Below are 23,720 nucleotides of genomic sequence, written 5' to 3'. Positions count from 1 at the left end.
CGACCCCGGTTACGTGCCTGAGCGGCGGCTCACCACCCCCAGCCGCCACTGAAGCACCGAACACGGTCCCGGTTACATGCGTGAGCGGCGGCTCGGGGCGACCGGGGCGCCGCTGCTGTAGGGGTGACGGCGTGCTTCAGCCCGGCGGGCACGTTGGGGCCGCGACGGCTCGGCGCCCTGGGCCGTCGCCTGCGCAGAGAACGACAGGCCGCTGCCGACGCAGTGTGCCGGCAGACCCGGCACATCAGCCGCGGCGGCGAATGAGGGCTGGCCACTGCGACCACCTGCATGGGCCCGGCGGGCGCGGTGGGGCCTGGAGTCACTGCCGGCTCGCGTGGTCGAGCGGGGACGGGTCCGATTCGGCGGGAGCGGGGCAAACCCGTACCAAAAGCAGGAATTGCCGGGCTCAGCCCTTGACCGCGCCGATGATGACGCCCTTCGTGAAGTGGCGCTGGACGAACGGATAGATGATCAGCGCGGGCACGATGGTCACCACGACCACCGCCATCTTGATCGCCAGGCTGGGTGGCACCGTCGAACCGAGGCCCGGGATGGCGATGGCCGCGCCGGACGTGGACGGTGACTGCCCGGCCAGGATGAACTGTTGCAGCACCCGCTGGACCGGCTGCAGATCGTTGCGGTCGATGTAGAGGATCGCGTTGAAGAAGGCGTTCCAGTACCCGACCGCGTAGAACAGCCCGACCACCGCGGTCACCGCCTTGGAGAGTGGCAGCACGATCCGGAGGAGGATGCGCAGTTCGCCGGCGCCGTCCATGCGGGCGCTGTCGTAGAGCTCGGCCGGGATGTTCATGAAGAAGGCCCGCAGCACGACCAGGTTGAACGCGCTGATCGCGGTGGGCAGGATCAGCGCGAGCAGGTTGTCCTTCAAGCCCAGGCCGGTGACCACCAGGTAGGCGGGGATCATGCCGGGGTAGATCAGGAAGGTGAGCAGGAAGTAGAAGAGGATCGGTTTGTGCCCGAGGGTGCCGGGCCGGGACAGGCCGTAGGCGGCGAGCACGGTGACCAGCAGGCTCAGCGCCGTTCCGGCGATGGTGACCACGGTGCTGACCAGGATCGCGTCGGTGACCTGGCCGCCGGAGAAGATCACCACGTACGCGCGGGGATCGAACTCGCGCGGCAGGAAGACGTAACCACCCGCCTCGTTGATCGTCTTCTCTGACGAGAGGCTGGTGATCACCACTACCCAGAGCGGCACCAGCACGACCGCCACCACCACGGTGAGGATCGTGCCCTTGCCGAACTGGCCGAGCAGTGTGGGCTTCTCCTCCCACACCGGCCGGGACGACTTGCGGCGGGGCCGGATCACGGTTTCTGCGCTCATGACTTCGAATAGATCCCTTGCTCGCCGAACCGGTGCGCCAGTTTGTTGGCGCCCACGATGAGGAGGATTCCGACCACGGCTTTGAACAGGCCGGCAGCTGCGCCGACACCCCACTGCTGGACCGCGATGCCCTGGTAGTAGACGTACGTGTCGAGCACCTCGGCCGCTTCCCGGCCGACCATCTCGCGTTGCAGCACGAACTGCTCGAAACCGACGTTGAGCGCGTCGCCCAACCGCAGGATCAGCAGCAGCACGATGACCGACCGCAGGCCGGGCAGGGTGATGTGCCACATCCGCCGCCACCGGCCGGCACCGTCCGCGGCCGACGCCTCGTAGAGCGAGGGGTCGATGGCCGCCAGCGCCGCCAGGAAGACGATCATGCCCCAGCCGGCGTCCTTCCAGATCGCCTGCGAGGTGATCAGGAATATGAACGTGTCCGGGTTGGTCATGATGTCCGGCGCGGTGTACCCGGCTTCCCGCGCGGTCTGCGCGATCAGGCCGGCGCCGCCGAGCATCATCTGGAACAGCGAGACCACCAGCACCCAGCTGAAGAAGTGCGGCAGGTAGACGACGCTCTGCACCAGCGACCGGATGCGTGGCGACATGATGCTGTTCAGCAGGATGGCCAGCAGGATCGGGATCGGGAAGTAGAACACCAGCTGGAACGCGGTGATCGACAGGGTGGTGAGCACCGAGTCCCAGAACGCCGGGTTCTTGAACAGGTACTCGAAGTTGCCGAACCCGATCCACTCGCTGTAGAGGAACGCCTCCAGCGGGTCGTCCCCGACGAACGGGTTGTAGTCCTGGAAGGCGATGACGTTGCCGAGCGCCGGGATGTAGTGGAACACCAGCAGCAACGCCATCGCCGGGAGGCACATGAGCAGCAGCGGCCAGTCCCGCTGCAGCCGCTGCCCGAAGGTCAGCTGCTGCCGCGAGACCGCCTTGACGTTCTTCTTCGCCTTCTTCGCCGTGACGTCCGGCTCAGCGGCAACAGGTGGCGCGCTCATCGTCCGTTGTCAGCCAGAACCTTGGCGTAGAAGTCACGGCCCGCGTCACCACCGGCGGCCCGCCACTCGGAGACCACCTTCTCGAAGTCGCCGATCGGTGTCCGGCCGCGCATGATGTCGGTGATCTTGTCCTCGGTGGGCTGTGCGAGGGCCGCCTGCTGGCTCGGCGTCTCCACCTTGATGCCGGACCACGGGTTCGTCTCCAGGTACTGCGCGGCGTCGTTGCCCCAGTTCACGAAGTCCTCGGCGTACGTGGGGATGTCCGGCCCGCCGACCACGACCGGGGGCCGCCCGCCGAGGAAGATGAACTGGTTCGCGAACTCCTTGACCCACAGGTCGTTGGTGACCGGCGCGCCGTTGGCGTCCCGCTTGAAGTGGGTGCCCTCGACGCCGAAGTTCTGCAGCTCGTACTCCTTGGAGCCGAACGGCGCCGCGGTGTAGTTGAGGACGCGCAGCAGCTCCTGGGTGCGCTCCTGCCCGAGGCCCTTCTTGATGAAGGTCCACATGATGGAGGGATTGGTCTGCCAGCGGACCGGCGGCTTGCCCTTGTCCGCGCCGAAGACCTTGATGGCCTGCATGTTGAACTTCGGGTTGATCTGGACGGCCGGACGCCAAGTCTCCTTCCAGGCGCCGCCGCCGGTGCCGTACATGAAGATCTTGCCGCCCTTGAACAGGGCACCGGTGTCGCCGCCCTTACTGCCCGCCACGTCCGGGTGGACCAGCTTCTCGGCGTAGAGCCGGGTCATGAACTCGACGGCCCGCTTGTACTCGGGCAACTCCATACGGTGCACGACCTTGCCGTCGGCCGTCTTCAGCCAGCCGTTCTCGGAGCCGCCGGCACCGCAGATCTGCTGCACCTCGAGCCAGATGTCGCCGAGCGCCCACTCACCCTTGTCCGGGTTGGTGAACTTCTTGGCGAAGTCATAAAGCTCATCGAGTGTGGTCGGCGCTGCGATGCCACGCTCGTCGGCGACGTCCTTGCGGTAGTACAGCAGAGACGGGTACGGCGAATCGGTGGGGAACGGGACGCCCATCAACTTGCCGCCCCACACCGAGTCCTGCCAGGCCTTGGTGTCGAGGCCAGCCAGCAGCGGGTAGGCGTTCACCTTGTCCCCGGACAGGTACGGCGTGAGGTCCTCGAAGAGCGCGTGCACGCCCTCGGAGAACCGGGCCAGCTTGTTGATCTCCCAGCCCGGGATGCAGGTCAGCTCGGGCACGTCCCGGGCGCCGAGCATGGTGTTCAGCTTGTCGCCGTACGTATTGCCGTCCTGGATGCTGAATTTGACCTCCGCACCCATGTCGGCGTTGACCGCAGCGACCAGCTTGTTCGCGGTCGGCGGCGCCGGGCCCCACCACGGGGTGCTGGCCGTCACCGGCTTGCCGCTGCTGACCGCCTTCTCGGTGACCGCATCGGCGAGCGACGTCGGGTACTTCACGTAGCCGTCCGCCATCGGCCGGACGCCCTTGACGTCGGGCGGGACCAGGGTCGAGTCCTTGAAGTTGGGGACCACACCGGCGGCCTGCTCGGCGGTGGTCGCCGAACCTTTCGCGCCCGGCTCCTTGCTGCATCCGGCCAGCACTCCGCCGCTCGCGAGTGAAGCCGCACCGAGGCCGACCAGCCCCAGGAAGTTCCGCCTGTTCGTCGACGCGCCCTGCACGGCGCACCACCCTTCCGTTATGGGTTTAGTTTGGTTAGCGTCTAAACTAAGTACATCGAGCACAAGCTAACCGACGCGGTGAAGCCCCGACAAGAAGCATTTGGGAGCGCACCCATCCGGCGGCACCGAAACAGGGAGACGACGAACCGCTGTGATGCGGCAAGATGACGATGTGAAGACGGCCGACTTCACCGACGTGCGCGCCACCAATCTCGCGGTGGTGCTCACTCACCTGCGCGCCAACGGGCCCAGCTCGCGCGCCGCGATCGCCGCGTCGACCGGGCTCAACAAGGCCACCGTCTCCAGCCTGACCAGCGACCTCATCGGGCAGCGGCTGCTGCGCGAGACCGGCCTCACCGGCAACCGGATCGGGCGGCCGGCGACCGAGCTGTCCCTGGACGGTTCGGCCTATGCGGCGATCGGCCTGCAGATCGCGGCCGACCGCCTCACCGCGCTCGCGGTCGACTTCGCCGGTGAGCAACTGCTGCTGTGGCACCGCGCCTTCGAAAAAACCGACCACCCCGGCCGGGCGGTCAGCGCGATCACCGCGCTCGCCCAGCGCGCCGCCTCCCGGGTGCGCCAGCAGGGCCGGCACGTCCTCGGCCTGACCGTGGCCGTGCCCGGCCTGGTCGCCGACGGCAGCACGGTCCGGCTCTCGCCGCCCCTCGGCTGGGCCGACGTCGATCTGCACGACGTGCTGTCCGGCTCGCTGCGGCAGTCCGGCCTGACCGTGGCGGTGGCCAACCACGCCGGTCTGGCCGCGGTCGCCGAGCAGCGGCACGGCGGGCATCCGGGCGGCGCGAACCTGACGTTCGTCTCGGGTGCGGCCGGCATCGAAGTCGGCATCGTCGTCGACGGCCGCCTGCTGCACGGCGCGCACGGCTTCACCGGCCAGATCGGACGGTTTGCGCTCGGTCCGGCCGGCGCACCCACGCTGCAGGACCTGGCCGGCGTCGAGGCGCTGGTTCGCCGCGCCCTGCCGGAGCTCGACCCGGAGTCGTTCGGCGATCTCACCCCGGCGATCGAGCAGTTGATCGTGCAGGCCAAGGCCGGTGACGCCACCACCCTGGGCGCGTTGCGCGACACCGGTTGCCACCTCGGGCGGGGCCTCGCACTGGTGACCAACCTGGTCAACCCCGAGCTGATCGTGCTCGGCGACCACTACGCGGCGCTCGCCGAGTGGTTGATCCCCGCCGCCGAGGCGGAGCTGGCCCGGCACACCCTCGCACCGGACGCGGGTGGCGCCCGGCTGGTCGCTTCGACGCTCGGGCTGCACGCGGCCGCGCTCGGCGGCGCCGTCACGCATCTGGACAGGGTGGACACCGGGGCGCTGCCCCGCCTGATCCCGGCCTGACGCACCCGGGAAATCGATGGTCAAACATGGCCGTCGTGCCTTGACCCAGACGTAACAGGGGTGCGAGCCTCAGGGAACTCCGACCGAAACATTGACGAAATCACTCGCCATCCCCATTGTCGAAGCGCTTCGACACACCGGCTCGGCCCCGAAGGAACACGTTGTGATCGATTCCCCCACGCGCATCGTCTTTCGCGACCCGCACCAGAAACTCGCCACGCGGGTCTCCGACCTTCTGGGCCGGCTCAGCCTGGCGGAGAAGATCGGCCTGCTCCACCAGCAGCAGGCCCCGGTCCCGCGGCTCGGCATCACCGGTTTCCGCACCGGCACCGAGGCCCTGCACGGCGTCGCCTGGCTCGGCACCGCGACCGCTTTCCCCCAGGCGGTCGGGCTGGCCAGCACCTGGAACCCCGATCTGCTGCGCCGTGTCGGTGTGGCGGTCGGCACCGAGGTCCGTGCCATGCATCACCGCGACCCGGAGAACGTGGGACTCAACGTCTGGGCGCCGGTGGTCAATCTCCTTCGCGACCCCCGGTGGGGCCGCAACGAGGAGGGCTTCGCCGAGGACCCCTGGCTGACCGGGGTGCTCAGCACCGCGTACGCCGGTGGCCTGCGCGGCGACCACCCGTTCTGGCTGCGCACCGCGCCCACCCTCAAGCATTTCCTGGCCTACAACAACGAGACCGACCGCTGCCTGACCTCCAGCAACATGCCGCCCCGGGTGCTGCACGAGTACGAGCTGCCCGCCTTCCGCCCGGCCCTGGCCGAGGGCGCGGCGGTGGCCGTGATGGCGTCGTACAACCTGGTCAACGGGCGTCCGGCGCACCTCAGCCCGCTGATCAACGAGACGTTGCGGTCGTGGCCCGAGGACGACGTGATGGTGGTCGGCGACGCGTGGGCGGTGCACAACCTCGCGGGCGACCAGCACTGGCACGACGACCACGTGGCCGGGTTCGCCGCCGCGATCCGGGCCGGCATCGACTGCCTCACCGAGGATCACGACGCCACGATTGAGCGCCTCACCACCGCGGTGCAGGCCGGGCTGCTCACCGAGTCCGATGTGGACGACGCGGTGCGGCACATCCTGTCGGTGCGGATCCGGCTCGGCGAGTTCAACCCGGAGGACGATCCGTACCGGGAGATCGGCCCGGAGGTCATCGACTGCGCGGAGCACCGGACGCTGGCCCGCGAGGCCGCCCGGGCCGCGGTGGTGCTGCTCAGCAACGACGGCATCCTGCCGCTCGATCCGGCCGGCGCCGGACGGGTCGCGGTGATCGGGCCGCTCGCCGACGTGACGTTCGACGACTGGTACAGCGGGACTCCGCCGTACCGCACGACACTGCGCGACAGCCTCGCACGGCGCCTCGGCGCCGGCTCGGTGCTGCACCACGAGGGCACGGATCGCATCGCCTTGCGCTGCGCTTCCGGCCTGCTCACCGCAGTCCCTTCACAACCCGTCTCGGTACGCGCAAACGACACCATCCCCGACACAGCGCTCTTCGACGTGCTCGACTGGGGACAGGAGACGTTCGCGCTGCGGGCCGTGTCGACCGGCCTCTGCCTCGGAGCGGACGGCCTCGGCCCGCAGGCGCACGAGCTGGTCAGCGACCGGCCCGGGCCGAACGGGTGGGAGGTCCGCGAGACGTTCCGGTTCGAGCCGGTCGACGACGGCGTGCTGGTGCGGCACGTGCAGAGCGGTCAGTACCTCGCGGTCGACGCCGCCGGCCTGGTCCGGACGTCCGCCCCGGCGGCTGCGGACGCGACGGTGTTCACTGTGGACCTGCTGGTCGACGGGGTCGCCGCGGCCGCCGCGGTGGCCGCCGAGGCCGACACGGTGCTGCTCGCCCTCGGTAACCACCCGCTGGTCGCCGGACGGGAGACCGAGGACCGGCGGGACCTCGCGCTGCCCGGGACACAGGACGACCTGATGCGGGCGGTGGCGGCTGCGAATCCGCGTACCGTGCTGGTGTTGACCAGCAGTTATCCGTACGCGGTGGGCTGGGCCGAGAAGAACCTGCCGGCTCTGCTCTGGTCCGCGCACGGCGGCCAGGAGCACGGTGACGCCCTGGCCGACGTCCTCTTCGGCAGCGAGCCCACCGGCCGCCTCACCCAGACCTGGTACGCCGACGCCGCCGAGCTGCCCGACCTGCTCGACTACGACATCGTCGCCGCCGACGCCACCTACCTCTACTACCGCGGCACCCCGCTCTTCCCGTTCGGCCACGGCCTCGGGTACACCACGTTCCGCTACGAAAACCTGCGCCTGAGCAGCAGTTCCGCCGACCTCGACGACATCGTGACGGTCAGCGTCGACGTGATCAACACCGGCGAGCGGCCCGGCGACGAGGTGGTGCAGCTCTACACCCGGCAGCAGCGGTCCCGGGTCAAGCAGCCGGTCCGCCGGTTGCGCGGCTACCAGCGGATCCGGTTGGCCCCCGGCAAACGCTCCACGGTGACGTTGCGGCTCCCGGTGGCTGATCTGGCGTTCTGGGACGTCACGCGGTCCCGCTGGGTGGTCGAGGACGCCGGGCACACCGTCGCGGTGGGCCGGTCCAGCACCGACTGGGCCCTGACCACGACGCTGCGCGTCCGCGGCGAAACCATCCCGGCCCGCTGTCCGCGGACCGGCCTGCGTCTGATCGACAACGATGGGTACGACGCGACGACTCCGGTACCGGTCCACGGCGACCCGGCCGAGGGGCTGCGCAGCGTCGCCCCCGGTGCCTGGGCAGTCTTCGACGAGGTCGACCTCACCGGAGCGCTGTCCCGGGTGCGGGCCACCGTGGCAGGTGCGGAGGGCGGATCGGTCACTCTCCGGCTGATCGATCCGTACGCGGGTCCGGTCCTGGCCACGCTGCCCGTGCCGGTGGTGACCGAACGGGAAGCGCTGACTGAGGTGGTCGTCTCGGCGCCTCCGGTGGGCGGCGTGCACAGCGTGTTCGTGCTCTTCGACCGGCCCGGCATCACCGTCGCCCAGGTCTCGTTCGAGCCCTGACGGTCCGCGGCTCCGAAAGTGTCGGAGGGGCGTGGCACAGTGGCTGCGGACCTGAGGAGGCGATATGACGACGGTCGGGCAGACGGTGGCGTTCGCGGGGGTGATCGCGCTGGCCGCGGCATCACCCGGGCCGGATTTCGCGGTCGTGGTGCGGCGGTCGGTGGTGGCCGGCCGGGTGCACGGGATGGTCGCGGGCCTCGGGATCGCCGTGGGCGTGTTCGTGTGGTCGGTCGCCGCGGCGATGGGGGTGGCCGCGCTGCTGACCGCTTCCGCGGTGGCCTTCACGGTCGTCAAGATGGCCGGCGCGGCCTACCTGCTCTGGCTGGGCGTCAGCGCCCTGCTCGCGGCGAAGCGCGGTGGTGGCCCGCTCGATCAGGAGGACCGACCACAGACCTCGGCCCGCGCCTGGGTGTCGTTCCGCGACGGGCTGCTGTGCAACGTGCTCAACCCCAAGGCCGGCGTCTTCTTCATCGCCGTGCTGCCACAGTTCGTCCCGGTCGACGGGGCCACCGCCGACGTGCTGCTGCTGTCGCTGGTCGCGGTGGCCGTCACCGTCGCCTGGTTCTTCACGGTGGCCAACCTCGTCGCCGCCCTGCGCCGCGTCCTGGCCCGGCCGGCTGTACGGCGCTCTCTCGACGCCTTGACGGGCGCCGTGATGGTTGGCCTCGGCATCCGCCTGGCCGCCTCCACAGCGCCCTGAGCCGGTCCTGGCCGGCTTGGGCTGGGCTTCCTTCGGCTCAAGCTGGGCTGGGCCGGGCTTCGGCTCAAGCTGGGCTGGGCTTCGGCTCAAGCTCGGGCTGGGCTGGGCTGGGCTGGGCTGGGCCGGGCTTCGGCTCAAGCTCGGGCTGGGCCGGGCTCGGGCTGGGCCGGGCTCGGGCTGGGCCGGGCTCGGGCTGGGCCGGGCTCGGGCTGGGCTGGGCTGCCGGTGGCTGTTTCGGTGCCACCGGCAGCGGAGCCGGATGGTCAGGCGGCCGGCGTGCCGGTCACCTCGCTGCCGGAGCGGGTGACCTGGTAGGTCAGGATCTCGCCGCTCCAGAAGTAGAACTTCAACGTCACCGGGGAGCTGTCGGTGACCTCGGCGAAGAAGTCCGGGGTCAGCTTGATGGCGCCGGCGGTGTAGTCGGGGGCGAACGCCCGGTCGAACTCCTTGTACGGAGTCCAGCCGTGCGGTCCGGCGTTGGTGCCGTCCGCGTAGGTGGCCGTCATCGTGGCGAGCCGGTCACCGTTGAAGACCGTCGGCACGGCGAACGACGCCGTCGTCCCGGTCGCGGCGGAGAGCACCGGAGTGTCGTAACTGACGACGTCCAGCCGCCACGGGACGCCCCGGGAGAATCGGAGGGAGAGTGAAGCGCTTACGCCGTACCCCTGGGTCTTGGTCAGTCGGGTGAGCAACCCGGCAGTGAGCGTGAGCTTGTCGCCGGAGACCGTGTAGTCGGGGCCGCGCCGCAGCGTGGCGTTGCCGAGCCGCAGGTGGGTGAAGCCGGTGCCGTTCAGGTTCAGGGTGATGGTCTGCGCGGTGACCGGCGCGGAGCGGCGGACGAAGACCAGGTCGCTGGCGGCGGTGCCGGAGCGGGTCCGCCAGCTGGAGCGGATCTGGCCGAACAGTTCGGGGTCGCGCCAGACGCCGGCGACGCGGTCGAAGTGCTGGCCGTTGTCCCACAGCATGGTGGCGACGTTGCGGGCGCGGGCCTGGGCGCCGAAGAGCTCGAAGAACTTGAGCTTCTCGCCCTGCTCGATGGTGCCGGTGTGCCGGTCGAAGCCGAGCAGGCCGTATTCGCCGATCACCACCGGGATGCCCTTGGCGACGAACGACGTGTGGATCCGGGTGAACATGTCGAGCAGATCCTGTTGCGCGGTCGCGTCGAACCGGTAGCCGCCGGCCACGTTGACGCTGAACGGCCAGTACCCGTAGAAGTGCACGGTCGCGATCAGGTTCGGGTCGTTCAGGGCGGCGAACTCCGCGCTGAGATTGTCCAGGTGGACCTGGTCGGACGAGGTGTGCAGCGTCGGCAGGACCAGCAGCCGCTTGGTGTTGCCGCCGCCGCTGCCGCGCACGATCCGGTGGAAGGACGTGTTCAGCTCGGCGAGCAGCGCGGCCGGGTCACCGCCGTTGAACTGCGGCTCGTTGACGCTCTCCAGGACCAGCCGCGGCGACGCGTCCCGGAAGGCCGCGGCGACCTGCGTCCAGATCGCGTTGTAGCGGGCCAGCACGGTGTCGTGGTCGCTGGGCATGCTGTTGATCCACTGCCACGAGTCGTGGTGGATGTTGAGCATCACGTAGAAGCCGTCGTCCAGAGCCCAGCCGACCACCTCCTTGACCCGGTCCAGGTACGCCGGGTCGATGGCGTAGTCGGGCGCCGGCCCCTGGTGCTGTCCCCAGGTCACCGGGATGCGGATGCTCTTGAAGCCCTGTGCCCGGATGCCGTCGAGCAGTTCCGGGGTGACGCGCGGGTTGCCCCACGACGTCTCGTCGGCCCCGGTCGAGTCGAACGTGTTGCCCAGGTTCCAGCCGGGCTGCATGGCGGCGACGGCCTGGGCGGGCGTGATCTCCCGCGCGGCTGCGGCTTCCCCCGCGGCCGCGGCTTCCCGCGCCGCTGTGGCCGGCCGCGCGGCTTCCGGTGCAGCTGAGGCTGGGATTCCGCCGGCTGCGGTGAGGCCCAAGCCGGTGAGCAGGGCGAGGACGAGGCCGACGCCTCGCGTGCCGAGTAGACGCGACATGACGCTCCTGATGAGGACGCGCGGATGCGGGAGTACGGAGCTTGGGAGCGCTCCCGCTCTGATCTCGGCAGATTATGTTTGGAGGCCAAACTATGTCAATCGATCGATGCGCATGGGAGCGGGCCATCCCGGGCGAGAGGGGGATGTGCTACCCGCCGGGATGACCCGCAACCGTCTGACCGGCATCACGACCCGCCACGTCGTCGAAGGGTGTGCCGTCCCGGCCGAGCGCACCGTGCTCATCACACGGAGGCCAGTACTCGGTGCATTCCACAAAAAGGCTGATCCACGGGATACTGCACTCTTTCTGAAACCGATTCCCGGCCCGTCTCAACGTATTACCAGCGGCGGCACCAGCGGGTGCGATCCAGCTTCTACCTGCAACTTTGCAAGTTGCATGAAAGTTTTGCCCAACAGCATCCCTCCTAACTGGAATTGGCACATTGAATTCGCGAACACGCATTGTCGCGGAGCTATTGCGCTTCGTACAGTGATGGTCACCTGTCATCGATCTACATCAGTGCGATGAAGCGGCAGCTCCGCACGGGGCCCGCGGGGAGGGCAGCCATGCTCGTCAAAGTCATCGACCGGATCACCGACGGACAACTGCAGGAGGCCGCCTGGAAGCTGTACCAGGACGCGTTCGAGGAATTGAACACGCTCGCCGCCCAACGGCACCTCATGTACCGGTCCGAGTTCGACGAGGTCATGCAGGATCCCCGGATCGACAAGTACCTCGCCTTGGAAGAGGACGGCACCCTCTCCGGGATCTCCTGCTACACCAACGACCTCGACGCCATCCCGTTGATCGCCCCGCAGTATTTCGAGCGGCGCTGGCCCGATCACTACGCAGCCAAGAGAATCTGGTACATCGTGTTCGTCGCGGTCAACCCCCATGCCCAGGGCCGGGAGGCGTTCGCGCAAATGGTCGAGCAGATGTACCTGGTGGCGGCCACCCAGAACGGCCTGGTCGGTCTGGACATCTGCACCTACAACGACGAGGTGCGACACATGTCCCGCATCTTCCGGCTCATGGTCGGCCGGCTGTGCAACAACAACATGCGATTCAACCGCATCGACCAGCAGTCGTTCTGGCTGTACGAGTTCCCCTCCGCCGCGTAGACGGGATGATGCGTTCTGTCATGCCATAGGCGACCTCCACATCGTCCAGAGCGGAGGCCCGTCGGGTAGCTCGATCACGGAGCGGATCTGATAACCGTGCCGCAGGTAGAGGTCACGGTTCCGGGGATCGTTGGCCTCCAGATAGGCCGGGATCCCGGCGTGGTCGAGCCGGGCGTGATGACGATCGAGCAAGGCGCTTCCGATGCCGCGGTTCTGACTGTCCGGACGCACGGCAAGGAACGCCAAGTAGTGGTGCGGTTCGAACGGGTGGCGCTCTTCGATCGCGGCGTCCAACTGACAGGCCCGGTCGAAGGCATCCCCGGCCGCCTCCTTCAGCCGGCGCTCATAATCGACCGGCGGCGGAATCAGCGAGGTCAGCGGGAACCACAGGGCCACACCGGTCAGCCGGCCGCTCTCCCCGTCGGCAGTGGCGTAGACCTCGCCGTACCGGGTGGCGTGATCGACGAAGATCGCGAAGTAGTGGGGCGCTTCCCGGCGGCGTACGTCAGGATCGGCATGCAGCCACCGGGCGACCGGACCATCGCGCATCGCCTCGGCGACGAGATCGGTGATCTCGTCAGTGTCGACCGGGCTGACATCCCGGATGACCAGTTCCTGGATGGCGTACGTCATCGTTTCCTCTCTCGGTCAAGACTTCAGTAGTGGTGGCCGCGGGATCCCACCGGCGCGGCCGGAGGTGGTAGCACGTCCGGGAAGTCGGTGTCGGCCGGTGCGATCACCCGGACGTCGGCACCACGACCGATCGCCGCGTACAGGTCGGGCCGGACCGCCCGCATGATCAGGGCCCAGATGAAGCCGATCGCGGCCACGCCCAGGTAGGCCACCGGGATCAGCCATTGGAAGACCGAATCACTGGACACCTGCAGCAACTCACCGAAGCCGATGATCGTCGCCGCCAGCACGATGGAGAGCAGCAGGAAGGCCAGGAACGGCGCGACATAGGCACGCCAGACGTTCTCTCCGCGGCGATGTCGCTGGAAGAACGCGATCACCGCGGCCGAAGCCGACCACATCAGGATCAGCACGCCGAGACCGCCGATCGTGGTCAGCCAGGCGAAGAGGTAGAGCAGCGGTTCGGCGCCGGCCGCAGCGTAGGCGCTGATGACGATCAGGGCGAGCACGCTCTGGGTGATCGAGCCGACCAGCGGCGCACCGGTTCGCGGATGCGTGTAACCCCAGGCGGACGGCAGCACGCCCTCCCGGCCGAGCGCGAACTGGTAGCGCGCCACCGCGGCATGGAACGCGAGCAACGCCGCGAAGACACTGGTCATGAACAGGACGTACCCGATGTCTACGAGCGCGGCCGGCAGATGCGGCCCGACCAGGGTGAAGACCAGATCGGTCTGGTGCTCGGCGGCGACCCCGAGGATCTGGTCCGGGCCGGTGGTCACCGACATCGCCCAGGCGGAGAGGCCGCACAGCAGGCCGGCGAGCAGCACCGCGAGGTGGGTCGCGCGGGCGATCGTCCGCTTCGGGTCGCGAGCCTCCTCGGACAGCACGACAGTGGCCTCGAAGCCCACGAAGCCTGCGATGGCAAGCACCAGGAGTGTGCCGACGACCGGCGTCAGCAGCGGCGCCGGCGACAGCGTGGCGAAGCTGATCTCGCCTCCCGCCGGGTTGGACACCATGACGAAGTCGTAGATCAGGACGATGCTGATCTCGGCGACCAGGAGCACGGCGAGCACCCGGCCGCTCAGGTCGACCCACAGCACCCCCAGCACGGTCACCAACGCCCAGGCCACCAGGGCGCACACATACCAGGAGGCCTGCAGGCCCAGCTCGGCGAGAATGCCGGAGGCAGCCACTCCGAACAGGCCGAAGAGACCGATCTGCATGAGCGAGTACGCGGGAAGCGCCACGAACGCCGCCCCGACGCCGACGACCCGGCCCAGCCCATGGCTGATGTACGAGTAGAACGCGCCGGAGTTGACGATGTGCCGGCTCATCGCGACGAAGCCCACGGTGAACAGCGACAGAATGCCGGCCACCACCAGATAGGCGATCGGGACCGCCGTGCTGCCCTGAATGGCGTAGATGGCCGAGATGGAGCCGATGATCACAGTGAGTGGCGCGGCGCCCGCAACGCCGAAGAACACGACGGACGGGACACCCATCCGGTTGCTGGCCAGCGCGCGCGTGACGATGTCCGGCTCGGAGGGCCCCTTACGGTCCAGCAGGAGCCGCCCGGCCCATTGATCCATGTTGTGCTGGTGGAGGTGGTGGCGCCCGACGGAGGTCATCGGCGGCCAGCGGTCAGCACCGAACCGATCGAGGCTTCGGTGTAGTCGACCAGCTCCCGGAGATCGCTCGGCAGCGAGGCCGCAGCGTTCGGCACGTACTGGAACGCCTGCGGATACATCTCGAAGCCGTACAGCACGTGGCGGGTGAGGCCGGTTGCGGAGACCAGGCTGACCAGCACCCGATCGGTGACGCTCAGCTCCATGCCACGGATCAGCAGGTTGGCGAGGCGAGTGGAGGCCCAGGCGGCAGCATTGCGCTGCTGCGCGCTGTTCGGCATGTAGAGGGTGTGTGAGGCGCCCAGCATCCGGCGGCGGGTCACCGGCTCGACCGCGCCGAGCCGCATCAGTCGCTCGCCCACCCGCAGGGCAGCATCCTGGGAAAGAAAAGCAAGCCAGGTACGCACGTCGCGGTGCTGCGGCTGAGCGATCAGAAGATCAAGAATGTCGTGTTCCAGCGCATCTCTCGTCGGATGCCGATCAAGAACGAAAATGTCGCCGTCGGTAACACCTATACGGCCTTCCAGGACGAGTTCGGCCAATAATGCTGCGGCCAGGCCCAGGCCGGTTGCACGGGGATGTAGCCGGGACCGACCGGTGCGGTCCTCGTGTGCGATCAGGTAGTACTGGTCAGCCAACACTCCGCCCACGCCCCTTAGACGCCAGTTCAATGATCATTTTTCCAAATGTAGGAAACAAGACAGAACTCGATGTCCGCAGCATCATGTACCCAACAGCAAGGTCAATACAAGAAGTACTAGACTTCTTATTCAGGCCCCGCAGCTCACCACCCGATTTGCGATCATGGGAAGCACGATCATGAATGGGGAGACCGGGATCGTGAAGAATCGGTCGTAATATCGACTGCATCAGGACCGTAGGGAGTCCAGGTGTCCGATATCGAGGGTCCGACGCTGCGACGCCGCCGGCTGGGCGCGGAGCTCAAACGATGCCGTGAGGCTGCCGGGCTCACCCAGCAGGACGTCTCCCGGCATTTCGAGTGGCACGCTGCCAAGGTCACCCGGATCGAGACGGCGCGGGTCGCTGTCACCCCGCGGGACGTCAGGGACCTGCTCACTCTCTACAACGTGCGGGATCAGGGCTATCGCGAGGCGATGGTGGAGCTGGCCCGGCTGTCCCGCGAGCGCACCTGGTGGACCGACTACCGCGACATCCTGCGGCCGGGGAACTTCGTGGGGCTGGAGGCCGCCGCCTCGTCCATGCGGACCTGGGAACCGATCCTCGTGCCGGGGCTGCTGCAGACCGAGGCGTACATGCGCGCTCTGATCAAGACCGGTCGCGCCTCCGACTCCGACCATCACATCGACAGGCGCGTCGCATTGCGCCTGACCAGGCAGAGCCGGCTCGGTGGGGACCGGCCGCTGGAGCTCTCCGCCATCATCGACGAGTCCGTGGTGCGCCGCGTCATCGGCGGCGAGGACGTGATGACGGGGCAACTAGAGCATTTGATCGAAGCGGCTAAGTTACCGAATGTAACGCTGCAGATCATGCCGTTCAGTGCCGGCGAACATCTGTTCCTAGGCGGTCCAGCAGCACTTTTGGAGTTCCGCGAGACCACCCATTTGGATGTTGTCTACCTCGAAGGCATTGCGGGAGACTATTACGAAGAGCAACCAAACGAGGTTGCCCGGTACCGGCAGGAGTTCGAGCGAATGAGCGCCAAGGCGCTCGACCATCGGACCACCATAAAGATGATCGAGGACCTGCTCGTCGCGTAGCACTCCCGAAGGATTCTCAGATCGAAGGGAGGTGCTTGAGTTGCTCGCGCACCAACTTGACGGTGCCGTCTGGAAAAAGGGCAGTCGCAGTAACGGTAGCGGTGGTAGCAACTGTGTCGAGGTCGCATTCCTCGACCAGGGAATCGCCGTCCGTGACAGCAAGAACCGGACGGGCCCAGCTCTCATGTTCACGCCGGCGGAGTGGACCGCCTTCGTGGACTCTGCCAAGGACGGCGAATTCGATATCACGTGAGAGCCTAGCGATAGGCGCGCACCGATGGAAGCCCCGGAGACAAGGTCTACTTCCGCGATGTGCGACTTGACGGGTGTTGCGGCGTCCCTCATTCGGGGGACGCCGGACACTCACCCCACGCCCTGCCGCCGAAGCGCGGCAGGGCCGATACGCGTTTCCGGCCATTCGCATTCCAGCCGAATGCGCGAAGAAACCGGCGAGCATCTTTTGCCGGCGATCCAGCAGGGCTTTTGGAGTTCCACGAGACCACCCGTTTGGATGCTGCCCACCTTCGAAGAACATGCAGGACGTTCAAGGGCATCACTCTTTTGGGGCGTCCCGGCTCACCGAGCGCACCCAGCGGGCAGCGGTGCCGCAGGCGGCAGTGACCATCAGCGGACAAGGCGCTACCGGCTGTGAAGTCGAACGATCATGGCCGGCCAGGTTCGTGCGGCCGCCCGCGACGGTCGGCTGGGAGCGGCCCGGAAGTGGATCTGGCCGCTATTGATCACCGGCGGCTGATCGGCCGTTTCGGTGCCGCACCGGCTCTCAGCCGGGCGCGACGGCCGGTGTACGGCCCGCGACCTGGAAGTTCAGATGCCGCACCCCGCAGGTGAAAGGCCGGCGACAGGCGATCAGGCGGCGCCGGCGAGGGCTGAACGGCGGATGCCTTCCGGCTCGGCTGTGGTGGCCGGCGGGAGCAGGTGCCGGGCCACTGCGGCGCGGGCTTCGGCGATGGTGGCCTCGCGGCGGAGGCTGTCGCGGCTGCGCCGGGCCAGCTGGGCGTCGTGCCAGGCCGCGCGCTCGGCCGCGACCGCGTCGCGGTGCAGCGACTGCAGGTGGGCGCGGCTCGCCCGGTGAAGGGCCAGCTCCTGCTCGACGGGGTGCAGCCGGGCATCCCATCCGCCCCGGCCGCTCAGCGCGTCGGCGACGGCGTCGGCAGGCAGTTCGCCACGGTCGGCGGCGGCGTGGACGGCCCGGTGCAGGAAGCGCTCGCGGTCCGCGTACTCCGCCGGGTTCTGGGCTGTGAACGGCGTGCCGAAGGCCGCTGTGGCCTGGCTGCGGGCCCAGCGCGCCTCGGCGTCCTGCCAGGCCTGCCAGGTCGCGTCGACCTGCTCGGCGGCCGCCTCCCAGTGGCCCTGCCAGCGCTGCACCGCGTACCCCGCCTGGTCGGCCGCCACCTGGATCTCCTCGGCGTAACGCACCGCCTGCGCCGCCTCCTGGCGGCGCCGGGCGCGCTCCTGCTCCCGGCGCTCCTCGCGCTTGCGCAGGAAGGTCACCGTCTCGATCAGGGCGAGGCGCGGGTTGCGCACACCGTGCGGGCTGGCGAGCACCACCAGGGCGGGCAGGGTGAGCAGCATCAGGACGACCCAGATGGCCACCGGGGCGGGCTCGGTCAGCAGCATTTCGGCAAGCATGTTCATGGCGATGTCCTCGGTTCCGCAGGTATGGGCGCACGGGGACCCGGGACGGCGAGGGCGCCGCCCGCAGGTCAGGCTGCGGAAGGAGGAGCGCGGGAGCCGGCGACGCCGGCGAAGAGCTGGGTGCGGAGGGCACGCGTGAGGTCCGGGATGTGGCTTTCCGGGGTACGCGTGACAGCGTCCGAAACCTCAGCCGAAGCCGCCCGTGGTGCTGCGTCGTCGCTGATGACGCTGCTGACGACGGGTCCGGCGGACTGTCCCGGGACCGAGGCCGTGGCCTGGACCGGCGCGCCGAGGAGGGCGAGGAGCAACGCCAGGAGAACGGGGAAAGACCGCAGCACCGAGGTGCGCCCAGCGGTCTTCTCCATGGCTACAAAACTACGCATAAACCCCTAAAACGCCTGTTCGCCGCGCGCGAGCGTCACCCGTTGGAGGCGGCCATTGAGTTCGTGTATCGGATAACTCTCGCGGCACGCGGCCAAGCCTTTTCTCACCTCGGCACCCGCGCCGCCGATGGGGGCCGTCATGCGGATGCGAGCGGAAGCCAAGGACCCCGTCCTGCTGGCGCTCGTGGCGCTCGGCGTGCTGCTGGCGCCCTGGTTCCTCCTCGGGCCCGGCGGCGCCGTCACGCCGTGGGTCCTGCAGGCCGGCATCGACATCGCAATGGCGTACTTCGCCTGGCGGCTGGCGACCCACGCGGAGATGACCGCGGACGGACGCCGGTTCTGGCGGGTGGTGCTGCTCGCCTGTGCCTCCTGTGCGGTCGGTGACACGTACCAGACCGTGCTGATGCTCGCCCAGCCCGGCTCGACCCGGATCAGCCTGGTCCAGACCGCCTTCGTGGTGGTCGGCATGGCGACCGTGGTCGCGGCGACGCTGCGGCACCCGCTCGTCGGCGTCGGGCGGCAGCGTCTGCGACTCTGGTTCGACGCGGCGACCGTGCTCACCGCCGTCGCGGTCTTCCTCTGGTACTTCCTGCTGGCGACCGAGCTCAGCGGCAGGCAGGCGGCCGACCGATGGGCCGCCTCGGCGACCGCGGTGGTCATGCTGCTCATCACGTTCGGCCTGCTCAAGTTGATTCTCAGTGGGACGGCGCCGTTCACCCGGACAGCCGGGGTGCTGGCGAGCTTCGGGGTGGCGGGCACCGCGCTGGCCGCGCCGGTCACGACCGGGCTGCTCGGCGACCCGGGGCCCGGCCTGATGACCGTGGTGCAGCTGCTGCCGTGCGTGCTCACCGCGTTCAGCCTGCGGCTGCAGCAGTCCCAGGTCCGGCGCCTGGCCGAGCGGCAGAACGCGATGCTCGGCCGGCGGTCGAGCCGGATGCCGTACCTCGCGGTGATCGCGACCCAGGTGCTGCTCGTCGTCTCGCTCCGCGACGGGATGATCGACCTGCGGGTCTGGGGTGTCGCGATCGGCACCGCGGCGATCACCGCCCTGGTGCTCGGCCGCCAGGTCGCCGCGCTGCGGGACAACGAGCGGCTGCTCAGCCAGATCGACGAGCAGAGCGAGCGGTTCCGCGCGCTGGTGCAGCACACCTCCGACCTGACCCTGGTCATCGACGGCAGCAGCACGGTCAGTTACGCCAGCCCGGCGGCCCAGCGGGTGCTGGGCATCCCGGCCGAGGACCTGGTGGGTCAGGTGCTGCACGCGCGTACGCATCCGGACGACGTGCCGCGGGTCAGCGTGCTCGAGCGGCGACTCGCCGCTCACCCGGGAACCGGCATCACCATGCAGGTGCGGTGGCGGCACGCCGACGGCTCGTACCGGTGGATGGACATCGTCAGCACCGACCTGCGGCACAACCCGAGCGTCCGCGGCGTGGTCCTGAACGCGCGGGACGCCACCGAGGCCCGTGCCCTGAACGACGAGCTGGAGCGGCAGGCCACCCACGACGCGCTGACCGGGCTCGGCAACCGGGTGCTGCTGCACCGGCGGCTGACCGAGGCGACCGGCGCGGTCGGCATGCTGCTGATCGACCTGGACGGCTTCAAGGAGATCAACGACCGGCACGGTCACCATGCCGGGGACCAGGTATTGCGTACGGTCGCGGAGCGGCTCACCGGGCTGCTCGGCCGCGGCGAGGTGGCGGCCCGGCTGGGTGGTGACGAGTTCGCCGTTCTGCTGCCCGGCACCGGCGTGACGGAGTCGGGGCAGCTCGCCGAGCAGATCGCCGCGGTGCTGGCCGAGCCGATGATGATCGGGCAGACCTGGCTCACCGTCGGGGCCAGCATCGGGGTCTCGGCCGGTGAGCCGGGCGACGGCGATGATCTGCTGCGACAGGCGGACGCCGCGATGTACCGGAGGAAGAACCAGCGCAGGGCCGAGCGACGGGAACAGCAACAGCCCGCAGACGCGTGATTCCCATCGATGTCCGCGGCTGTTACCTTGCGGTAACCCATGGATCACGAAGCGGCGGCCACGGCCCCGCGAGCGGCGACCACCACGTCCCGGGCGCTCGCGGCGCTGGTGCATGGCCTGGCGGCGGACGCGCGGCTGGTCGATGACGTGGTCGCGGCCGCCCGGGCACAGTCACCGGAGGCGGCCCGGCTGCCGCTCGAGGAGAGCCGGCGCCACGTCGCGGCGCTGATCCAGGCGGGCTGCCACGCGTTCCTGCGAGCCGGCGAGGACGGCGACGACGACTTCAGCGAGGCGCTGCGGTTCGGTGCGGAGGGCGCGGCGCTCGGCATCCCGGTGGCTGCGCTGCTCTCCGGGGCGCACGCGGGACGCAGCCGGATCCTGGAGATCGCCATCGTCCGCGGCCGGACCGCAGGGTTGCCGGACGACGTGCTGCTGCACGGCCTGCTCCGCCTCGACCGGTACGGCAACGCGCTGGAACGGCACGTCCTGGACGGTTACCGGACGGCCGAGCGGCACCTCGACATCGACCGCCGGGCGGCCCGGATCCGGTTCCTTCGTGGGCTGCTGTTCGGCCAGGACGGTGGCGGCGGCGATCCGGGGCAGTTCGGGCTCGACGCGGACGGCCGGTATCACTGCGTGGTCTCGGATGCCGCCGATCCGGCCGGGGTACGGGAGCTCGAGCAGGCGTTCGCGCGCTGCGGCGGGGTGCTGGCCCCGGTCGGCGGACGGCTCAGCGGGGTGACGCCGCGGCTGCCCGGGTTCGGGGCGGCGGCGCCGGCGTTGATCGTGAGCACTCCGCCCGTACCCCTGAATCAGGCTGCGGAGGCGCACACCCTCGCCCGGACCGCGCTGCTCGCGGCTCGCGACCTGGGTCTGTCCGGGGCGCACAGCGTGGTGCGCCTGGCCGGCGAGAGTGCGCTGGCCGGGCAGCCGATGCTGGCCGGCTTTCTGCGTGACGAGCTGCTCGCCCGGCTCGATCCGGCCGACGAGTTCCACCGCGACCTGGTCGGGACCGCCCTGGCATATCTCGATCGCGGGCAGCGGCTGGACCGGACCGCTGAGTCGCTGCACCTGCATCCGAACACCGTGCGATACCGGTTGCGCCGGCTGCGGGAGCTGACCGAGTTCGGCGCGGCCGAGGCGCAGCTCACGGTGCTGGAGACGGTGCGCTGGTGGTGGGCGCTGCGGACCTGGGCACGCTCGGCGGATCCGGCCGGCTGACCGGCCGGACCCGCCTCGCTGTTGCTCAGCTCAGATCACCAGCGACGGAAGTCGTCCTGGGTCTGCGCGTTGAACTGCCAGGTGCGCTTCCGCTCGGCCCGGTCGATCCGGCGGTCGCTGACCTCGAGGACGTCCAGACCCTTCTGGATGTCGTTCGAGTAGATGTGGCCGTTGTACCAGTACGCCGACCAGGAACCCGCCAGGATCGAACGCTCCAGGCTGATCGGTCCCCGCTCCCAGTACGCGATCTCGACCGGCTTGCGGGAGTTGGTGAAGTCCCAGATCGAGATGCCGCCCTGGTACCAGGCCTGCACCATGATGTCCCGCCCGGCAACCGGGATCAGCGAGCCGTTGTGGGCCACGCAGTTCTCGGTGTCCGCGTTCTCCCGCGGGATCTTGAAGTAGCTGCGGAACGCGAACTTCGCCTTCTTGCCCTTACCGACGATGTCGTAGATCGCGTCGGCCCCGCGGTTCGGACCCGTCTCGGGGTTGCAGACCGCGCCCACGCCGCCGCCGAGCTCGTCGGTGAAGACGACCTTGGTGGCGTTGTTGTTGAACGTCGCCGAGTGCCAGAACGCGAAGTTCTCCGTGTCCCGGACCGTGGTGATCACCTTGGGGTGCACCGGGTTCGAGATGTCGAAGAGAACACCGTCGCCCATGCAGGCGCCGGCCGCGATGTCGCGCTGCGGGTAGGCCGTGATGTCGTGGCAACCGGTCGTCGCCGAACCGGTCTCGCTGCCGGGGAAGCCCCCGTCCGGGAAGAGCACCGGCGTGGCCACCAGAGCGGCCGCCTCCGGGCTCCTCAGCGGAACCTTGACGATCGAGATCTTGTCGTGCGGCAGCGCGCAGTTCGGCAGATCCTTGGTGTCGAGGTTGTAGGAGGAGACGTAGACGTAGACCGACTTGTCCCGGTGCTTGCCCGGAACCAGGGTCAGCGTGTGCGAACCGCAGTCGGTCTTAACTGCCGACACGTACTGCGGGTTGCGCGGGTCGCTGATGTCGAAGACCTTGATGCCCTCCCAGCGCGGCGTCTCGGCCGGTGCGCTGTTGGGCACCGCGACGCTCTCGCAGGAGTCGTCGTTGCGGATCGAGTCGGTGGCCAGGAAGAGCAGGTCACCGTAGACCGAGATGTCGTTCTGCGAACCGGGGCAGAGCACCTGCTTGGCGATCTCCGGGTTCTTCGGGTTGCTGATGTCGTAAACGGTGAAACCGAGGAAGTTGCCGGCGTACGCATACTTGCCCTGGAAGGCGATGTCGCTGTTGTACGCGGACTCCGCCGCGAAGAGGTCGGATTTCGGCTCGTTGGCGATCAACTTCAGGTTGGGGCTGCTGACGATCTCGTCGACGCCCGGGATGTCGGCGACGCCGGCCTGAGCCGGCGCGGTGACGAGGAAGCTCAGTAGAACAGCCGCGGCACCGACAGAGGCCAGACTTCTAAGTCGCCCTCGTGGGGCAGGGTGCTTCATGAAGCTCCTTCCGGCTACGAAGCCACCGGCGACACGTCGAGTCGTGTCGCACGCACCGCCGGTGACAGCGATGTCGGTCGTTACGATAGTCGCCGAAGGCCGATCGTGGGTGACCCGGCCGGAAAGGTATTCATGAATCGCCGACGCGCCCTGAGCCTCGCCGCCGCGGCCGCCGCCCTCCTCGCGGCGGGCACGATTGCCCTGCTCAGCAGGGGTACGGGCGACGACCAGCCGACCGCCGCCGCGCCCTCCCCGTCCACCTCGAAGGTTCAGGTGCTGATCCCCGGTCGCCCCGGCGAATCAGCGAGGGTGGCCGATTCTGATCAGATTCAGGCACCCGACGACACGGCCTACAACGCGATCGACGTGGCGTACGTGCAGATGATGATCGTCCACCACACGCAGGCCGTGCAGATGGCCGACCTGGCCCCCGGCCGCGCCGAGAACCCCGGCGTGCTCGGCATCGCCGGCCGGATCAGCGCCGCGCAGCAGCCCGAGATCGTGGCGATGCGCTCCTGGCTGCGCGATCGCGGTCAACCGGAGAGCGACCCGAAGCACGACCACGCCACGATGCCGGGCATGCAGACCGAGGCGGCGATCGCTGAACTGACCGCCTCGAAGGGCGCCGATTTCGACCGCCGGTTCGTCACGATGATGACCGCGCACCACGAGGGCGCCCGGCAGATGGCCGGCGACGTGTTACGCGGCGGAGCCGATCAGCGACTGTCCGAACTGGCCAATGAGACGATCGTCGAGCAGGTGACCGAGATCCGGCGGATGGCCGACCTCAATGTGACTTAATCCACTGTGGTGGAACACGGCCATTTCC

19 protein-coding genes are annotated in these 23,720 nt (G+C 68.9%); 9 read left to right on the top strand and 10 right to left on the bottom strand.

The features are described 5' to 3' along the window. Positions 1 to 406: 406 nt before the first annotated feature. Genes OHA21_RS45205 through OHA21_RS45195 form a run of 3 tightly spaced genes read right to left on the bottom strand, consistent with a single transcriptional unit; the run spans position 407 to position 4,007 of the window. On the bottom strand, positions 407 to 1,342 hold the full coding sequence (locus OHA21_RS45205; RefSeq protein ID WP_328466050.1) for a carbohydrate ABC transporter permease: 936 nt from the start codon (positions 1,340 to 1,342) through the stop codon (positions 407 to 409). Continuing rightward, a complete protein-coding gene (locus OHA21_RS45200) occupies positions 1,339 to 2,349 on the bottom strand; it encodes an ABC transporter permease (protein ID WP_442875015.1) in 1,011 nt (336 codons plus the stop codon). Before OHA21_RS45200 ends, OHA21_RS45205 begins: the two co-directional genes overlap by 4 nt. Then, the gene (locus OHA21_RS45195) at positions 2,346 to 4,007 is read right to left on the bottom strand and encodes an extracellular solute-binding protein (protein ID WP_328466048.1); all 1,662 of its coding nucleotides are present in this window, start codon (positions 4,005 to 4,007) and stop codon (positions 2,346 to 2,348) included. The genes OHA21_RS45200 and OHA21_RS45195 overlap by 4 nt, the downstream gene beginning before the upstream one ends. 172 nt (positions 4,008 to 4,179) lie before the next feature. Here OHA21_RS45195 and OHA21_RS45190 point away from each other — a divergent pair, with 172 nt between their 5' ends. From OHA21_RS45190 to OHA21_RS45180, 3 genes are all read left to right on the top strand, one after another. After that, complete coding sequence (locus tag OHA21_RS45190; RefSeq protein ID WP_328466046.1) at positions 4,180 to 5,361, top strand: ROK family protein; 1,182 nt, start codon at positions 4,180 to 4,182, stop codon at positions 5,359 to 5,361. A gap of 163 nt (positions 5,362 to 5,524) precedes the next feature. Further along, complete coding sequence (locus tag OHA21_RS45185) at positions 5,525 to 8,356, top strand: glycoside hydrolase family 3 C-terminal domain-containing protein (RefSeq protein ID WP_328466044.1); 2,832 nt, start codon at positions 5,525 to 5,527, stop codon at positions 8,354 to 8,356. A 64-nt stretch (positions 8,357 to 8,420) separates the two neighbouring features. Further along, entirely contained in the window at positions 8,421 to 9,056 is a 636-nt protein-coding gene (locus OHA21_RS45180) for a LysE family translocator (protein WP_328466042.1), read from the top strand. Between the two features lie 263 nt (positions 9,057 to 9,319). On the opposite strand, the gene OHA21_RS45175 is transcribed toward OHA21_RS45180, so the two are convergent. After that, positions 9,320 to 11,074, bottom strand: coding sequence for a cellulase family glycosylhydrolase (locus OHA21_RS45175; protein WP_328466040.1), 1,755 nt, complete (start codon positions 11,072 to 11,074; stop codon positions 9,320 to 9,322). A gap of 567 nt (positions 11,075 to 11,641) precedes the next feature. Between OHA21_RS45175 and OHA21_RS45170 the strand changes: the two genes are divergently transcribed. Beyond that, positions 11,642 to 12,196 carry a hypothetical protein gene (locus OHA21_RS45170; RefSeq protein WP_328466038.1) on the top strand — a complete coding sequence of 185 codons (555 nt, stop codon included), beginning with the start codon at positions 11,642 to 11,644 and terminating at the stop codon, positions 12,194 to 12,196. Positions 12,197 to 12,214: 18 nt separating this feature from the next. Here the strand turns inward: OHA21_RS45170 and OHA21_RS45165 are convergent, their stop codons facing one another. Genes OHA21_RS45165 through OHA21_RS45155 form a run of 3 tightly spaced genes read right to left on the bottom strand, consistent with a single transcriptional unit; the run spans position 12,215 to position 15,095 of the window. Further along, complete coding sequence (locus tag OHA21_RS45165) at positions 12,215 to 12,829, bottom strand: GNAT family N-acetyltransferase (protein WP_328466036.1); 615 nt, start codon at positions 12,827 to 12,829, stop codon at positions 12,215 to 12,217. Positions 12,830 to 12,852: 23 nt separating this feature from the next. Continuing rightward, complete coding sequence (locus OHA21_RS45160) at positions 12,853 to 14,418, bottom strand: APC family permease (protein ID WP_442875208.1); 1,566 nt, start codon at positions 14,416 to 14,418, stop codon at positions 12,853 to 12,855. Positions 14,419 to 14,453: 35 nt separating this feature from the next. Beyond that, positions 14,454 to 15,095: a GOLPH3/VPS74 family protein gene (locus OHA21_RS45155; RefSeq protein WP_328466032.1), complete on the bottom strand. Its 642-nt coding sequence runs from the start codon at positions 15,093 to 15,095 to the stop codon at positions 14,454 to 14,456. A gap of 249 nt (positions 15,096 to 15,344) precedes the next feature. On the opposite strand from OHA21_RS45155, the gene OHA21_RS45150 reads away from it, so the two are divergent. Next, complete coding sequence (locus tag OHA21_RS45150) at positions 15,345 to 16,193, top strand: helix-turn-helix domain-containing protein (RefSeq protein WP_328466030.1); 849 nt, start codon at positions 15,345 to 15,347, stop codon at positions 16,191 to 16,193. A 40-nt stretch (positions 16,194 to 16,233) separates the two neighbouring features. After that, the gene (locus OHA21_RS45145) at positions 16,234 to 16,446 is read left to right on the top strand and encodes a DUF397 domain-containing protein (protein ID WP_328478924.1); all 213 of its coding nucleotides are present in this window, start codon (positions 16,234 to 16,236) and stop codon (positions 16,444 to 16,446) included. Positions 16,447 to 17,060: 614 nt separating this feature from the next. Here OHA21_RS45145 and OHA21_RS45140 read toward each other — a convergent pair. Together OHA21_RS45140 and OHA21_RS45135 are read right to left on the bottom strand one after the other, a co-directional pair. Beyond that, a complete protein-coding gene (locus OHA21_RS45140; protein WP_328466028.1) occupies positions 17,061 to 17,849 on the bottom strand; it encodes a hypothetical protein in 789 nt (262 codons plus the stop codon). A gap of 68 nt (positions 17,850 to 17,917) precedes the next feature. Then, positions 17,918 to 18,214 (bottom strand): hypothetical protein, encoded by a 297-nt coding sequence (locus tag OHA21_RS45135; RefSeq protein WP_328466026.1) that lies wholly within the window; start codon positions 18,212 to 18,214, stop codon positions 17,918 to 17,920. 157 nt (positions 18,215 to 18,371) lie between these two features. On the opposite strand from OHA21_RS45135, the gene OHA21_RS45130 reads away from it, so the two are divergent. Beyond that, complete coding sequence (locus OHA21_RS45130; RefSeq protein WP_328466024.1) at positions 18,372 to 20,204, top strand: sensor domain-containing diguanylate cyclase; 1,833 nt, start codon at positions 18,372 to 18,374, stop codon at positions 20,202 to 20,204. Positions 20,205 to 20,243: 39 nt separating this feature from the next. Then, the gene (locus OHA21_RS45125; protein WP_328466022.1) at positions 20,244 to 21,425 is read left to right on the top strand and encodes a helix-turn-helix domain-containing protein; all 1,182 of its coding nucleotides are present in this window, start codon (positions 20,244 to 20,246) and stop codon (positions 21,423 to 21,425) included. A gap of 35 nt (positions 21,426 to 21,460) precedes the next feature. Here OHA21_RS45125 and OHA21_RS45120 read toward each other — a convergent pair whose 3' ends face one another. After that, the gene (locus OHA21_RS45120) at positions 21,461 to 22,891 is read right to left on the bottom strand and encodes an LVIVD repeat-containing protein (protein ID WP_328466021.1); all 1,431 of its coding nucleotides are present in this window, start codon (positions 22,889 to 22,891) and stop codon (positions 21,461 to 21,463) included. A 132-nt stretch (positions 22,892 to 23,023) separates the two neighbouring features. Between OHA21_RS45120 and OHA21_RS45115 the strand changes: the two genes are divergently transcribed. Continuing rightward, entirely contained in the window at positions 23,024 to 23,692 is a 669-nt protein-coding gene (locus tag OHA21_RS45115; RefSeq protein WP_328466020.1) for a DUF305 domain-containing protein, read from the top strand. The last annotated feature ends 28 nt before the right edge of the window (positions 23,693 to 23,720 follow it).

The sequence above is a fragment of the Actinoplanes sp. NBC_00393 genome (genome assembly GCF_036053395.1).
Lineage (GTDB): Bacteria > Actinomycetota > Actinomycetes > Mycobacteriales > Micromonosporaceae > Actinoplanes.
Note: the sequence above shows the minus strand (reverse complement) of the source record. Positions and strands in the feature narration are given on the sequence as shown.

What these genes read in the sequence shown, in the direction of transcription:
- OHA21_RS45205 (WP_328466050.1), bottom strand. Translation starts at nt 1,342, where the DNA reads ATGAGCGCAGAAACCGTGATCCGGCCCCGCCGCAAGTCGTCCCGGCCG.
- OHA21_RS45200 (WP_442875015.1), bottom strand. Translation starts at nt 2,349, where the DNA reads ATGAGCGCGCCACCTGTTGCCGCTGAGCCGGACGTCACGGCGAAGAAG.
- OHA21_RS45180 (WP_328466042.1), top strand. Translation starts at nt 8,421, where the DNA reads ATGACGACGGTCGGGCAGACGGTGGCGTTCGCGGGGGTGATCGCGCTG.
- OHA21_RS45175 (WP_328466040.1), bottom strand. Translation starts at nt 11,074, where the DNA reads ATGTCGCGTCTACTCGGCACGCGAGGCGTCGGCCTCGTCCTCGCCCTG.
- OHA21_RS45170 (WP_328466038.1), top strand. Translation starts at nt 11,642, where the DNA reads ATGCTCGTCAAAGTCATCGACCGGATCACCGACGGACAACTGCAGGAG.
- OHA21_RS45165 (WP_328466036.1), bottom strand. Translation starts at nt 12,829, where the DNA reads ATGACGTACGCCATCCAGGAACTGGTCATCCGGGATGTCAGCCCGGTC.
- OHA21_RS45160 (WP_442875208.1), bottom strand. Translation starts at nt 14,418, where the DNA reads ATGGATCAATGGGCCGGGCGGCTCCTGCTGGACCGTAAGGGGCCCTCC.
- OHA21_RS45140 (WP_328466028.1), bottom strand. Translation starts at nt 17,849, where the DNA reads ATGAACATGCTTGCCGAAATGCTGCTGACCGAGCCCGCCCCGGTGGCC.
- OHA21_RS45135 (WP_328466026.1), bottom strand. Translation starts at nt 18,214, where the DNA reads ATGGAGAAGACCGCTGGGCGCACCTCGGTGCTGCGGTCTTTCCCCGTT.
- OHA21_RS45130 (WP_328466024.1), top strand. Translation starts at nt 18,372, where the DNA reads ATGCGGATGCGAGCGGAAGCCAAGGACCCCGTCCTGCTGGCGCTCGTG.
- OHA21_RS45125 (WP_328466022.1), top strand. Translation starts at nt 20,244, where the DNA reads ATGGATCACGAAGCGGCGGCCACGGCCCCGCGAGCGGCGACCACCACG.
- OHA21_RS45120 (WP_328466021.1), bottom strand. Translation starts at nt 22,891, where the DNA reads ATGAAGCACCCTGCCCCACGAGGGCGACTTAGAAGTCTGGCCTCTGTC.
- OHA21_RS45115 (WP_328466020.1), top strand. Translation starts at nt 23,024, where the DNA reads ATGAATCGCCGACGCGCCCTGAGCCTCGCCGCCGCGGCCGCCGCCCTC.